The organism is Mesorhizobium sp. M0626 (assembly GCF_040320665.1).
In the GTDB taxonomy this organism is placed as follows: domain Bacteria; phylum Pseudomonadota; class Alphaproteobacteria; order Rhizobiales; family Rhizobiaceae; genus Mesorhizobium.
Genome location: NZ_JAMYQD010000018.1, coordinates 121,103 through 134,531, shown reverse-complemented (window position 1 = coordinate 134,531; position 13,429 = coordinate 121,103). Strand labels below are relative to the sequence as shown.

15 protein-coding genes are annotated in these 13,429 nt (G+C 63.7%); 11 read left to right on the top strand and 4 right to left on the bottom strand.

Annotated features, from left to right (window positions below):
• The first annotated feature begins 4 nt into the window (after nucleotides 1–4).
• Nucleotides 5–1,411: a dihydrolipoyl dehydrogenase gene (lpdA, locus tag NKI37_RS23500; RefSeq protein ID WP_352787155.1), complete on the top strand. Its 1,407-nt coding sequence runs from the start codon at nucleotides 5–7 to the stop codon at nucleotides 1,409–1,411.
• 835 nt (nucleotides 1,412–2,246) lie between these two features.
• On the opposite strand, the gene NKI37_RS23495 is transcribed toward lpdA, so the two are convergent.
• Complete coding sequence (locus tag NKI37_RS23495; protein WP_023702624.1) at nucleotides 2,247–3,308, bottom strand: TraB/GumN family protein; 1,062 nt, start codon at nucleotides 3,306–3,308, stop codon at nucleotides 2,247–2,249.
• A gap of 74 nt (nucleotides 3,309–3,382) precedes the next feature.
• Entirely contained in the window at nucleotides 3,383–4,321 is a 939-nt protein-coding gene (locus NKI37_RS23490; RefSeq protein ID WP_352787154.1) for a tyrosine recombinase XerC, read from the bottom strand.
• A 118-nt stretch (nucleotides 4,322–4,439) separates the two neighbouring features.
• On the opposite strand from NKI37_RS23490, the gene rimM reads away from it, so the two are divergent.
• The gene (gene rimM / locus NKI37_RS23485) at nucleotides 4,440–5,039 is read left to right on the top strand and encodes a ribosome maturation factor RimM (RefSeq protein ID WP_023747379.1); all 600 of its coding nucleotides are present in this window, start codon (nucleotides 4,440–4,442) and stop codon (nucleotides 5,037–5,039) included.
• The gene (gene trmD, locus NKI37_RS23480) at nucleotides 5,036–5,734 is read left to right on the top strand and encodes a tRNA (guanosine(37)-N1)-methyltransferase TrmD (RefSeq protein ID WP_023732893.1); all 699 of its coding nucleotides are present in this window, start codon (nucleotides 5,036–5,038) and stop codon (nucleotides 5,732–5,734) included. Before rimM ends, trmD begins: the two co-directional genes overlap by 4 nt.
• Here the strand turns inward: trmD and NKI37_RS23475 are convergent.
• A complete protein-coding gene (locus tag NKI37_RS23475; RefSeq protein ID WP_023683874.1) occupies nucleotides 5,716–6,468 on the bottom strand; it encodes a sulfite exporter TauE/SafE family protein in 753 nt (250 codons plus the stop codon). The two genes, trmD and NKI37_RS23475, sit on opposite strands and share 19 nt — an antisense overlap.
• Nucleotides 6,469–6,794: 326 nt before the next feature.
• Here NKI37_RS23475 and rplS point away from each other — a divergent pair, with 326 nt between their 5' ends.
• From rplS to leuC, 8 genes are all read left to right on the top strand, one after another.
• Entirely contained in the window at nucleotides 6,795–7,355 is a 561-nt protein-coding gene (rplS, locus tag NKI37_RS23470; protein ID WP_023687704.1) for a 50S ribosomal protein L19, read from the top strand.
• A 153-nt stretch (nucleotides 7,356–7,508) separates the two neighbouring features.
• Nucleotides 7,509–7,937: an organic hydroperoxide resistance protein gene (locus tag NKI37_RS23465; protein WP_023670524.1), complete on the top strand. Its 429-nt coding sequence runs from the start codon at nucleotides 7,509–7,511 to the stop codon at nucleotides 7,935–7,937.
• Nucleotides 7,934–8,431, top strand: a complete 498-nt coding sequence (locus NKI37_RS23460; RefSeq protein ID WP_023683877.1) for a MarR family winged helix-turn-helix transcriptional regulator — start codon at nucleotides 7,934–7,936, stop codon at nucleotides 8,429–8,431. Before NKI37_RS23465 ends, NKI37_RS23460 begins: the two co-directional genes overlap by 4 nt.
• Before the next feature lie 236 nt (nucleotides 8,432–8,667).
• Nucleotides 8,668–9,468 (top strand): transporter substrate-binding domain-containing protein, encoded by an 801-nt coding sequence (locus tag NKI37_RS23455; RefSeq protein WP_023726051.1) that lies wholly within the window; start codon nucleotides 8,668–8,670, stop codon nucleotides 9,466–9,468.
• 242 nt (nucleotides 9,469–9,710) lie between these two features.
• The gene (locus tag NKI37_RS23450) at nucleotides 9,711–10,517 is read left to right on the top strand and encodes an amino acid ABC transporter permease (protein WP_023683878.1); all 807 of its coding nucleotides are present in this window, start codon (nucleotides 9,711–9,713) and stop codon (nucleotides 10,515–10,517) included.
• Between the two features lie 58 nt (nucleotides 10,518–10,575).
• Nucleotides 10,576–11,211 (top strand): class I SAM-dependent DNA methyltransferase, encoded by a 636-nt coding sequence (locus tag NKI37_RS23445; protein ID WP_023815323.1) that lies wholly within the window; start codon nucleotides 10,576–10,578, stop codon nucleotides 11,209–11,211.
• Nucleotides 11,208–11,417, top strand: coding sequence for a hypothetical protein (locus NKI37_RS23440; RefSeq protein WP_196813720.1), 210 nt, complete (start codon nucleotides 11,208–11,210; stop codon nucleotides 11,415–11,417). Before NKI37_RS23445 ends, NKI37_RS23440 begins: the two co-directional genes overlap by 4 nt.
• A gap of 71 nt (nucleotides 11,418–11,488) precedes the next feature.
• Entirely contained in the window at nucleotides 11,489–12,898 is a 1,410-nt protein-coding gene (gene leuC, locus NKI37_RS23435; protein ID WP_352787153.1) for a 3-isopropylmalate dehydratase large subunit, read from the top strand.
• Nucleotides 12,899–13,004: 106 nt separating this feature from the next.
• Here the strand turns inward: leuC and NKI37_RS23430 are convergent, their stop codons facing one another.
• On the bottom strand, nucleotides 13,005–13,316 hold the full coding sequence (locus NKI37_RS23430) for a hypothetical protein (RefSeq protein ID WP_352520162.1): 312 nt from the start codon (nucleotides 13,314–13,316) through the stop codon (nucleotides 13,005–13,007).
• Nucleotides 13,317–13,429 lie beyond the last annotated feature (113 nt).

The window sequence follows — 13,429 nt, the reverse complement described above, 5'->3', positions numbered from 1 at the left end:
GAACATGGCTTATGATGTCGTTATCATCGGGTCGGGACCGGGCGGCTATGTCTGTGCCATCAAGGCGGCACAGCTCGGGCTCAAGGTCGCGGTGGTCGAGAAGAACGCCACTTTCGGCGGCACCTGCCTGAACATCGGCTGCATCCCATCCAAGGCGCTGCTTTATGCCTCGGAGATGTTCGCCGAGGCCGGCCATTCCTTCGATGCGCTGGGCGTCGAGATACCGCCGCCCAAACTCAATCTGAAGAAGATGATGGCGCACAAGGACGCGACCGTTTCGGCCAACGTCAATGGCGTCGCCTTCCTGTTCAAGAAAAACAAGATCGATAGTTTCCGTGGCACCGGGAAGGTGGTTGCGGCCGGCAAGGCGTCGGTGACGGCTGAGGACGGCAAGGTCGAGGAGATCGAGACGAAAAATATCGTTATTGCCACGGGCTCCGATGTCGCCGGCATTCCCGGCGTCAAGGTCGACATCGACGAGAAGGTGATCGTATCGTCGACCGGCGCGCTGTCGCTGGAGAAAGTGCCGGGACATCTGGTGGTGGTCGGCGGTGGGGTCATCGGTCTGGAGCTCGGCTCGGTATGGGCACGGCTCGGCGCCAAGGTCACCGTGGTCGAATTCCTCGACACCATCCTGGGCGGCATGGACGGCGAGGTCTCCAAGCAGTTCCAGCGCCTGCTTTCCAAGCAGGGTTTCGAGTTCAAGCTCGGCGCCAAGGTGACAGGGGTGACCAAGGCCAAAAAGGGCGCCGCCGTTACTTTCGAGCCGGTCAAGGGTGGTGCGGCCGAGACCATCGAGGCCGACGCGGTGCTGATCTCGACCGGACGCCGGGCCTATTCCGACAGCCTCGGGTTGAAAGAAGCCGGCGTCGAGGTCGACGAGCGCGGCCGGGTCAAGACCGACGGGCATCTCAGGACCAACGTGGCCGGCATCTACGCCATTGGCGACGTCATCGCCGGGCCGATGCTGGCGCACAAGGCCGAGGATGAAGGCGTGGCGGTGGCCGAGACCATTGCCGGCCAGGCCGGCCACGTGAATTACGACGTCATTCCGAGCGTCGTCTACACCAGCCCGGAAATCGCTTCGGTCGGCAAGACAGAGGAAGAGCTGAGGAAGGCCGGCATCGACTACAAGATGGGCAAATTCCCGTTCACCGCCAACGGCCGCGCGCGCGCCATGCTGCACACGGACGGCTTCGTGAAGATCCTCGCCGACAAAGCCAGCGACCGCGTGCTCGGCGTCCACATTGTCGGCTTCGGCGCAGGCGAGATGATCCATGAGGCGGCGGTGCTGATGGAGTTCGGCGGCTCTTCCGAAGACCTCGCCCGCACCTGCCACGCGCATCCGACAATGTCGGAAGCGGTGAAGGAAGCAGCGCTGGCGACGTTCTTCAAGCCGATCCATATTTAAGGAAACGCTGGAGGGACAGCACCCCCCTCTGGCCTGCCGGCCATCTCCCCCTCAAGGGGGGAGATTGGACTTCACCGCCGCGTCGCGAGCTTTCAAGTTTCTCACGTTTCTAACCCGGCGCTGTTCGTGAGACAGCCGATCTCCCCCTTGAGGAGAGATGTCCGGCAGCACAGAGGGGCGGTGAAGAAATCGCGACGCTCGCTGATAGGCACCCAAACAAAACGGCCCGCTTTTCAGCGGGCCGTTCTTGGCTGGAATCAAGATGCCAGATCAGTTGGCCAGATTACGGGCTCGGCGCCGGAGCAGGCGCGGGCGCAGGAGCCGGTGCGGGCGCAGGGGCTGGTGCGGGAGCCGGTTCGGCGGGCTTCATCGGCTCAGCCGGTGCAGGTGCGGGCGCCGGTGTGCTGGCTGCCGGCGGCTCTGCGGGCGCAGGATGTTCGCCGCTTCTGCCGAAAACATAGTACGCGACAATCGCAAGGATGACGACGACCAGCGCAATCAGCCAGCCGCTGCCACCACCCGACCTGGGCGCTGGATCGTTAGGGTTCGCCATAAAAGTGTCCTCCGTGGATGAAAAGCATCAATCAACACCCCTCAACGCGCAACCGTTGAACGGGTTCATACTAGGCCTTCAAATTGACGAACGCAGGAAAATTCTGATTCGCAACCGCTTGTTGGCCTGTATTTCCCCCGCAAAATCAATCACGAACGAGGTAGAACGAGCTTAGCTGGCCTTTTCCGCCAAAAATAGGGCCAACCGCCTCCGCTTTGCGAATCAGTTGCGCACCGCACAGAGCCGGGCCTTACGTGATTCGGTATTCAAGACGGGCGCTGCTCAGTCGACGGCGGTGACGGTATAGCCGGCTTTGCGAAAATCCTCGACCAGGCCTTCGGGGCCGGGAAGATGCATGGCGCCGACGGCCATGAAGGCATTGCCCTTGGCCAGGATCGGTGCGGCATGGTCGGCCATGACCTTGTTGCGGCCGGTGATCATCGTCCGGTCGAATTCGGCGTAACCTGCGTCGTCTTCGTCGGGCGAGATCGAACGCAACAGCGGCCAGAAGGTGCCGGTGTCGCCGCGCTGGTAAAGCACGATCATGGTTTCGTTGATATCGTTTATCTTGTCGCCGAGCTTCAGGGTCTCGACCAGCCCCTTGATGTGGAACGCAAGCGGCAGCGAGGCCATGGCGCGCAGCTGGCTGATTGCGGTCTCCAACCCTTCCACCGGCTTGCCATTAGCCTTGGCGTCCTGCGCCAGCTTGACGTCGAGAACCGGTGCGCCGCCTGCCTGACGGGCGACCTCACAGACCGGCAGCGCGACCATGGCCGACAGCAGCCACGGCTTCATCTTGGAGACGCTCGCCGGCGGAATGCCGCGCGCATCGAGCCCTTTGTTCACCACCGCCGCATCCTCCGGCGACAACAGCGACGACAACGTCGTGTTGTCGGTGAACATCATCAGCTCGGGTTCCTTGAGCATGGCCTCCATCATCTTCTGCTTGTCGAGCACGTCGGTGGTCTCGATGATGATGGTGCCGGCAGCGTCATAGGCTTTCCTGGCTGCCGGCGGCAGAGTGGTCACGCGCGGGTCGGTCATGTGCATGGTGCCGAACAGGAAGGATGGCTTTTCGCCTGATTTCTCCAGCTTCCACAACAGGCCCTTGCCGTTCAGCGTCGCTGCTGCTTCCGTCTCGATCCTGGAATAGGTGGCGGGGTCTTCCTTCTGCAGGGCCGACAGCAGATCGGCGCCGGCGCAGGCCGGGGCTTCGGCATGCGCCCTGCCCATGGCAAGCAGCAGCACGACGAGAAAAGACAGGCAAAACACGGCGTTGAGCGCGACGAGCAGCTTCAGCGACACAAGGGCCGCGCGATCGGCAATGGCAAGGGCGCGTTTCATGGTGCGGTTCTAGGACTGAAAAGCGGCGAAACGGTTAACCGGCGTGGGGAAATTGTCCTATACTTATACAGTGGTCACGCGCGGGGATGCGCGAATTCGTAAATCTCGAGCAGTCTTGCGGTGTCGACGCCGGTATAGACCTGCGTCGTTGACAGGCTGGCGTGGCCGAGCAGTTCCTGGATGGTGCGCAGGTCGCCGCCGCGCCCGAGCAGATGGGTGGCGAAGGAATGGCGCAACGCGTGCGGCGTCGCGGTGTCGGGCAGGTTCAGCGCCGAGCGCAGCCTGGCCATGTCGCGCTGGACGATGGCCGGGTTGAGCGGCCCGCCGCGGGCGCCGCGAAACAGCAGGCCCTTGGGATCGAGATGGTAGGGACACCGTTTTCGGTATTCGGCGATTGCCCGGAGCGCCACCGGCAGCACCGGCACCAGCCGTGTCTTGCCACCCTTGCCGGTGACGCGCAGCACGGTGTCGGCTTCCGATGCCAGGTCGGCGGCGCTGAGGCCCAGCGCTTCGGAAATGCGCAGGCCCGATCCATAAAGCAGCGTCAGCACGGCGGCGTTGCGGGCAGCGATCCAAGGCTCTTCAGCCAGCTGGCCTTCCACCGACACGACATGTTTGGCATCGCTGGCGGTCAGCGGCTTGGGCAGCGATTTCGGCTGGCGCGGCGCGCGCAACGCCGCGGCACCGGCGGCATTGGCGAGACCGCGCCGTTCGAGGAAGCGCAGCAGCGAGCGGATGCCGGCGAGGCCGCGTCCGAGCGTGCGGGCGCCGGCGCCGGCGTTGCGCCGCGCGGCAAGAAAGCCGCGCAGATCGGCCGGGCGGAGAGTGGCGATGTCGGAAAGACCAGGCGAGCCGCCGCAATGCCCTGTGAGGAAATGCAGGAACTGGCGCGTGTCGCGCTCATAGGCTTCGACGGTCGCCGGCGACAGCCGGCGCTCGCGCGCCAGCATCTTCAGCCAGCTTTCGCGCGCTGCCTGGAGGTCGGGTTTTGCCGGGATGAGAAATTCCTGCATGCCGCCATTGTCAGGCAGCCGGGTTAGGAAGCGGTGAAGAACCTGTCATTGAAATGGCCACGAGCGATCATTGAAATGACGCCGGTAGGGCGTTAGAGCAGGGCAAAGGATATCAGCCATGTCGAAGCCCCAGAACCCCGTGCAAATGGCCGTGATCGGCGCCGCCCACGGCATCAAGGGCGAATTGCGGGTGAAGACTTTCACCGGCGAGCCGATGGCGCTGGCCGATTATGGGCCGCTCTATGCCAAGGACGGCCGCGCCTTCCAGATCATCGACATCAGGCCCGCCAACACCGTCGTGGTGGTGCGCTTCAAGGGCATTGCCGACCGCAACGCCGCCGAGGCGCTGGCCGGAACCGAGCTGTTCGTCGACCGCTCGATGCTGCCCGACGATGGCGAGGAGGACGAATTCTACCACGCCGATCTCGTCGGACTTGAAGTCCGCGACGATAAGGACGCGGTCATCGGCAAGGTGGTGGCGGTGCATAATTTCGGCGGCGGCGACATTCTCGACGTTACCCTCGGCGTGCGCAAAGGCGTGCTGATCCCGTTCACCCAGGCCGCCGTGCCTCAGGTTTCGATCGCCGAAGGTTTTCTCCGCGTCGACCCGGCAGCCGCCGGCCTTGTCGAGGATGAGGATGGCGACGTGCCGCGCGAAGAAGATTTCGACGCGAAGGGCCGACCGCGCGGGCCGCGCGAAGCCGGAGGCAACCGGTGACGTTCAAGGCGTCGGTGCTGACGCTCTATCCCGAGATGTTTCCGGGCGGGCTAGGCCTGTCGCTGGCCGGACGGGCGCTCGAAGTCGGGACATGGTCGCTGGAAGCTATCCAGATCCGCACCTTCGCCAGCGATCGCCATCACACCGTCGACGACACGCCGGCCGGCGGTGGCGCCGGCATGGTGATGCGCGCCGATGTGCTGGCCAAGGCGATCGACCACACGTCGCCGGCGGGCGATCCGCGGCCGCGTTTGCTGATGAGCCCGCGTGGAAAGCCGCTGACGCAGGCGCGCGTGCGCGAACTGGCTGGCGGGCCAGGCGCCGTCATCGTTTGCGGCCGGTTCGAGGGCGTCGACCAGCGGCTGATCGAGGCGCGTGGACTGGAAGAGGTCTCCATCGGCGATTTCATCCTGTCGGGCGGCGAGCCGGCGGCGCTTGTGCTGCTCGACGCCGTTGTGCGGCTGTTGCCCGGCGTCATGGGCAATGCGGTGTCGGGCGAGGAAGAAAGTTTCGAGAACGGCCTGCTCGAACACCCGCATTACACGCGGCCACAGGAGTTCGAGGGCAGGCCGATCCCCGACGTGCTGGTCTCCGGCAACCACAAGAAGATCGCCGCCTGGCGGCGTGCGGAGTCCGAGAAGCTGACCAGGGAGCGCCGGCCGGATTTGCTCGCCGCTCAGCCCTTGGCAAAATAGTAGACGGCGAGAAACAGGCCGACGGCGATGACGAAGCCGCGTACTGCGTTTTGCGGCACGCGCTTGGCGATCCATACGCCGGCATAGCCGCCGAGCGCGCCGCCGGGGATCATGACGATTGCCTGAGGCCAGGCAACAACGCCGCCGGAAACGAAGACCAGTATGGCAACGGCGGCGATGACCACGGCCAGCATGTTCTTCAGCGCGTTCAGCCGGTGATAGTCGCCGGATTGCGTCAGGCCGAGCGTCGCCAGCATCATGACGCCCATGCCGGCGCCGAAGAAGCCGCCATAGATGGCGGTAGCGAACTGCGCCAGCGAACCGGCCAGAGAGCCGACCGTGGCTTCATGCCCAGGCTTCGGCGTTGGTTTCAGCCACGGCCCGGCGGCGAACAAGGCGGTTGCGGCCAGCAGCAGCCACGGCACGAGGGCGCGGAACGACGGATTTGAGAGCGCCAGCAGGATGAGCGCACCAGCCAGCGCGCCCAAAGCCGAGATCAGGCAAAGCAGCAGCGCGCCGCGCCAGAAATGCTTGATGTCGGTCCAGTAAGCCAGCGTCGAGGTGATGTAACCGGGAAACTGCGTTACCGAGGACGTGGCGTTGGCGACGATCGGCGGCAGGCCGGCCAGCGTCATGGCGCCGAAGGTTATGAAGGTGCCGCCGCCGGCAACCGCGTTGACGGCGCCTGACAGAAAACCCGCGAGGAAGAGCAGGACTGCGTCGAAAACAGACATTGTGAGGCCGCCGGACAAGTGTGCTGCTCCCGGATTAGGAAGCTTGAAGGGCCGGCGCAACCCTGCACTGGACGATTGCGTGGTGGCATGCGACCAAAAAAGACAGGGCCAAGGCGTGACAAGTCAGTGAAATAGCTGTATGTGCCCGCCCGTACTGGCGAGAAAAATCTCCCGGACCCGTCAACAATGACGGTGTAGTCGCCCCTGCCCAATGTTTCGAAGACAAGATGTCTCGGGGACAAAGGGCATAGCCGAGCGGTCAATGGAACTGCAAGGCGAGTGTCGGACGCTCTGACTGTCGGAAGAACAAGAAGTGGACTTTTGAGATGGATATCATCCGTCAGCTCGAGGCCGAACAGGCCGCCAAGATCGAAGCCAAGCGCAAGCTTCCCGAGTTTCAGCCCGGCGACACCGTGCGCGTCCAGGTCCGCGTGACCGAAGGCACCCGCACCCGCGTCCAGGCCTATGAGGGCGTCGTCATCGCCCGCGCCGGCGCCGGCTTCCAGGAAAATTTCACCGTCCGCAAGATCTCCTACGGCGAAGGCGTCGAGCGCGTTTTCCCGGTCTACTCGCCGATGGTCGAAGGCGTCGAGATCGTGCGCCGCGGCAAGGTGCGCCGCGCCAAGCTCTATTATTTGCGCGACCGTCGCGGCAAGTCGGCCCGTATTTCGGAAAACACCGGCGTGCGCGCCCGCAAGCTCAACGATGAGGAGCGCGACGCGCTGAACGCCGAGAAGGCCCGCATCGAAGCCGAGAAGGTTGCCGCTGCCCAGGCGCTGGCCGCCGAGACGGCCGCCAAGGAAGCTGCCGAGAAGAAGGCCGTCGACGAAGCCGCCAAGGCCGCCGACGAGGCTGCAAAGGCGGCGGAAGCAACCCCGGCCGAATAAACCTGGTCCAAGGATTTTGAAAAGGCGGCTTCGGCCGCCTTTTTTCGTTTCACCAGACTGTGAACGATTGCCGGCCGAGAGTTTGGCCATGGCTGTTGACTCGAATTATCTTGTACACTAAATGATAGTGTACAAATAAAATGGAGAACTGACATGGCACTCTACACCACACAGGCTCGCGTCACCGGCGGCCGCGCCGGCCACGGCGAGACCAGCGACGGCCTGCTGAAGGTCGACCTCGCTTTGCCGAAGGAGCTCGGCGGACAGGGTGGCGCCACCAATCCCGAGCAGCTGTTCGCGGTCGGCTATGCCGCCTGCTTCGAAAGCGCCATCCGCTTCGTCGCGCGCAAGCAGAAGCTGCCGCTGGACGATGCGGCGGTGAGCGCCACCGTCAGCCTGCTTCCCAATGGTGAAGGCTTCAAACTTGGTGTCGCACTGGCCGCCGAGACCAAAGGCCTTGATCAGGCGGCGGCGGAAGCGCTTGTATCGGCCGCGCATCAGATTTGCCCCTATTCCAATGCGATCAAAGGCAATGTCGAGGTGGCGCTTTCGACCGTGGCGCTTCCGGCAAAGGCAGCATGACGACGAAGACCGAAACCAGGGCCAGCGAAGTCCCGGCGGACACCGCCGGGAGGATCGCCGTTCCGCGCCTCGACCAGCAGCTTTGCTTCGCGCTCTATTCGGCGAGCGGGCTGATGACCAAGCTCTATCGGCCGCTGCTTGACCCGCTCGGCCTGACCTATCCGCAATATCTGGCGATGCTGGCGCTGTGGCAGCATGCGCCGAGCACGGTCGGCGAACTCGGCGAGGCGCTGGGGCTGGATTCGGCGACATTGACGCCTCTGCTCAAGCGGATGGAAGCGGCTGGTCTCGTCACCCGCCGTCGCGATCCGGCCGACGAGCGCCGCGTGCTGGTCGAACCGACTGCCAAGGGCCAGGCGCTGCGCGCCCGCATCAAGGACGTATCCGCAGGCCTTGCCTGCGCCATGCCGCTGGAAGTCGAGGAGCTGAAGTCGCTGCACCGGACCTTGACCGGATTTGTCGCCAAGCTGCGTGAGGCTACGTCACCATCCTGATCCGTCATCTGACGGGTTCCCGTGTCCAGGAGGGGCCTGGTTTGCCGGCGGCGCAATCACGGAATAATTCCGACCACGGGGCGTTCTAAAACCGCGTTGGTTGAAGGCATTGGAATCCGCTTTCACCGGACGCTGAGCACCGGACCGGCTTGCAAGCCGTCTGCGGACGGCTAAAGTCGCGCCTGGATTTTCATGCGAGCCCGGCTGCAAGCGGGCTTCTCATCCTGGAGCGTGTCATGACCAAATCGAAGCTGCTGCTGGCCGCCCTCGCGGCCTGTTTCCTCGCGCCCGTCGCTGCATGGGCGGCCGATGCGCTGCCCGATCTCGGCGGCAAGAAGGTCGTGGTGGTGACGGAAAACGCCTATCCGCCGCTGCAGTTCATCGACGCCAAGACCGGCAAGCAGATCGGCTGGGAGTATGACGCGATGGACGAAATCGCCAAGCGGCTGAACTTCGAGGTGGAGTACCAGAACACCTCCTGGGACGCGATGATCCAGGCGGTTTCCGACAACCAGTACAACATTGGCATGACCGGCATCACCATCAAGGACGACCGAAAGGAGAAGGTCGATTTCTCCGACCCCTATATGCGTTCGGAGCAGTTCATGCTGGTGCGCGCCGATGAAAGCCGCTTCACCGACGCCAAGACCTTCGCCGCCTTCAAGGACGGGTTGATCGGCGCGCAGGCCGGAACGACGCCGTTCTACACCGCCGTCTACAGCGTGCTCGACGGCAATGAGCAGAACCCGCGCATCAAGCAGTTCGAGACCTTCGGCGCTTCGGTGCAGGCACTGAAATCCGGCGACGTCGATGTCGTCCTGACCGACGGCACCGCCGGCAAAGGCTATGTCGATGCCTCCGGCGGCAAGCTCAAGCTGATCGGCGGCCCGCTCGGCACCGAGGATTTTGGCTTCATCTTCCCGAAGGGCTCGGACCTGGTGAAGCCGGTCAACGCGGCGATCGCGGCGCTGAAGGCCGACGGCACGATCGAGGCGCTGAACAAGAAGTGGTTTCTCGACTACAAGATGGGGCAGTAGGCCGTCTTGGCGCGACGGCCGCTGACCCCCCTTGCGGGGGAGATGCCCGGCAGGGCAGAGGGGGGTGTGAAGGATCGCCTCCCTTTTGTTTTGAGCTTTTCCAAAGAGGCCAAAGGTTGTGACTGTAACCGTTTGACAGGTTGGAGGGACAGCACCCCCCTCTGTCCTGCCGGACATCTCCCCCGCAAGGGGGGAGATCGGCAGATCTTGCGAGCGCAGCTGTTCACCAGCGTTGGGCATTGATGCTCGCCTCAACCTCAAAACCCGATTTTCCCTGGTGGCTTGCCGCCGCGATCGCGCTCGCCGTCGTCGCTGCGCTCTCCATTGCCGCCAGCGATCTCTACGCCCAGGTTTTTGCCACCGTCGCCAAAGGCATCGGCATCACCATTCTTGTCACCGTGGTCGCCTTCGCGCTGGCTTCCGCCGTCGGGCTCGGCATTGCGCTGATGGGGTTGTCGGGGTCGCGTTGGCTCAAGCAGATCGCTCGTTTCTATGTCGAGATCATCCGCGGCGTGCCGATCCTGGTGCTGTTGTTCTGGATCGCCTTCGCCGGCGCGCCGGCCTTCGTGGCTGCGTGGAATGCGCTGACCGCGCCGCTGCAAAACGCCGGCTATCTCGGCGAGCTTTTGGTGCGCGACGTGTCGCTGTTGTGGCGTGCGATCATGGCGCTGACCATCGGTTATTCCGCCTTCATCTCCGAGGTCTTCCGCGCCGGCATCCAGTCAGTCGAGAAAGGCCAGATCGAGGCTGCCAAGGCGCTCGGGCTGACGCGCACGCAGCGCTTCCGGCTGATCGTCTTCCCACAGGCGATCCGCACCATCCTGCCGCCGCTCGGCAATGACTTCGTCGCCATGGTCAAGGATTCCTCGCTGGTCTCGGTGCTCGGCGTCGCCGACATCACGCAGATGGGCAAGATCTACGCCGCCGGCTCGTTCCGCTTCTTCGAGACCTATTCGATCGTCGCCTATATCTATCTCATCCTCACCGTCAGCCTGTCGCTGGCGCTGCGGGGGCTGGAGCAACGACTGCGGCGGGCGCAGCAGGAATAGAAGTCCGACGCGGGCACGGCTACGATCGCGGAGGACAGGATTCCGGAGGATGCAGGCGATGACGATCGACAAGGCCAATGCGGCGCTGGGTACCGTCTATTCGGCCGACACGCCGGAAGGGCTGGCCAAGGCCTATGCAGACTGGGCCGCGACCTATGACGGCGAGACCGCTTCGCTCGGCTATCTGCTGCCGTTCCTGATCACCGCCTGGGTGGCGCGCCATGTGAAGGTGGGTGAAGGCCCGCTGCTCGACGCCGGCTGCGGCACCGGCCTGTCAGGCCCGTCATTGAAGGCGCTGGGTTATCACGACATTGCCGGCCTCGACCTCTCCGACGACATGCTGAAGATCGCCGGCAGCCGCAATGCCTATGGCGATCTGAAGCAGGCCATGCTCGGCGGGCCGCTACCCTGGCCGGACGGGCATTTCCGCGCCTTCTTCTCGACTGGCGTGTTCACCATCGGCCATGCGCCGGCGTCCGGCCTGCACGAGCTTGTCCGCATCACCAGGAAAGGCGGCCACGCCATCTTCACCGTGCGCGACCAGGTTTTCGAAAGCGGCGGCTTCCAGGACGTGTTCGACGGGCTGGAGCGGGCCGGGAAATGGCGGCCGGCCGAGCAAAGCCCATGGTTCCGCTGCTATGCGATCGCCGAGCCGGACGCGCTGGTGAAGACTTTTGTGTTCGAGGTGCTTTGAGCGCCGCCCTCTTCGCCTTCTCTCACAAGGGGAGAAGCGAAAACACGCCGCAATTGCCGAAAAGCCAAAACATTGGTATGAGCCACGCCATGGAAGAGCTTTTTGGCGATCCGGCCTATAAGGGTTTCGTGCTGCAGGACAGAAAACGCCTGCCGTCGCGTTTCTCTTCGCGCATTTCCGGCGCGCTCACCAGCCGACTTAGCTAAGCCGCTTTCGCCGCGCCGAAGGCTTCGCGCGTCTGCCCTTCCCCTTTTTGCAAATCAACGGATTTACGCACATGAGCGCACCGCGCACCCTCTACGACAAGATTTTCGACGACCATGTCGTCGACCGCCAGGATGATGGCACCTGTCTGCTCTACATCGACCGCCATCTCGTCCATGAAGTGACCAGCCCGCAGGCCTTCGAAGGTCTGCGCATGACCGGCAGAAAAGTCCGGCATCCGGAAAAGACGCTGGCCGTGGTCGATCACAATGTCTCGACCTCGCCCGAGCGCAAGTTCGGCATCAAGAACGAGGAAAGCCGCATCCAGGTCGAGGCCTTGGCCAAGAACGCTAGGGATTTCGGCGTCGAATATTACTCCGAAAACGATATCCGCCAGGGTATCGTCCACATCATCGGGCCGGAGCAGGGCTTCACGCTGCCTGGCATGACCATTGTCTGCGGCGACAGCCACACCTCGACGCATGGCGCCTTCGGCGCATTGGCACATGGCATCGGCACCTCCGAGGTCGAGCATGTGCTGGCGACCCAGACGCTGATCCAGCGCAAGGCCAAGAACATGCTGGTGCGTGTCGATGGCCAGTTACCGGAAGGCGTCACCGCCAAGGACATCATCTTGGCCATCATCGGCGAGATCGGCACCGCCGGCGGCACCGGCTATGTCATCGAATATGCCGGCGAGGCGATCCGCGCGCTGTCGATGGAAGGCCGCATGACGATTTGCAACATGTCGATCGAGGGCGGCGCGCGCGCCGGCCTGATCGCGGCCGACGAAACCACCTTCGCCTATGTCAAGGGCAAGCCGCGCGCGCCGAAGGGCGCGTCGTGGGACGCCGCGCTCGAATACTGGAAGACGCTGCAGTCCGACGAGGGCGCGCATTTCGACAAGGTGATCGTGCTCGACGCGGCCAAGCTGCCGCCGATCGTCTCCTGGGGTTCCTCGCCCGAGGACGTCGTTTCGGTGCAGGGCGTCGTTCCCAATCCGGAAGAGATCACGGACGAGAACAAGCGGACGTCAAAGATCCGCGCGCTCGACTATATGGGGCTGACGCCGGGCACGAAGATCACCGACATCACGCTCGACCGCGTCTTCATCGGCTCCTGCACCAATGGCCGCATCGAGGATCTGCGTGCGGTGGCCAAGGTGGTCGAAGGCAAGACGGTGAGTGCGCATGTCGATGCGATGATCGTGCCGGGCTCCGGTCTGGTCAAGGAACAGGCGGAGGCCGAGGGTCTCGACAAGATCTTCATTGCCGCCGGTTTCGACTGGCGCGAGCCGGGCTGCTCGATGTGCCTGGCCATGAACGACGACCGGCTGAAGCCGCATGAGCGCTGCGCCTCGACCTCGAACCGCAATTTCGAAGGCCGGCAGGGCTTCAAGGGCCGCACCCATCTGGTATCGCCGGCCATGGCGGCGGCGGCGGCGATCGCCGGCCATTTCGTCGACGTCCGCGACTGGAAATAGCGCAGACTGTTTCAAGCCTGATCTGAGCTTATGCAAACCCCGAACGGCAAAACCGTTCGGGGTTTTGTTTAATGCGCGCCGCTCTAAGACCCTTGGGGTATATGCCCTAGCCGGCACGCCGGATGATTTCATGAAATTCCTCCCGGCTGCCGGGTTCGTCGGCCGCGACCACCAGCGCCAGTTCGCGCTCGTCGAAGATCTTGAACCACTCGTCCCATTCGACCAGCTCGTAGCCGCCTGCGTTGATCGGGCGTTCAGGTTGATCCTGGTCCTGATAGGCGTGCTGGCCGAAGACGAGCCTCAGCAACGGCTGCGTTCCGGTTTCGGGCGATACATCGACGATCGCCGGAAATCCGGCGCGCCCTGCGGCCCATGAGCGAATTGCTTCGTGGTCGGTCAGCGTGATCGTGTCGGCCATGAATAACTTCTCCTTGATTGCTGTCACGAAACGCCTGCCTCAGGTCCCGGTTCCGTGCAGCAGCTTCATCAGTGGCGACTTGCATATTCGTCCCGGCTTAACCGCTTGTTGGG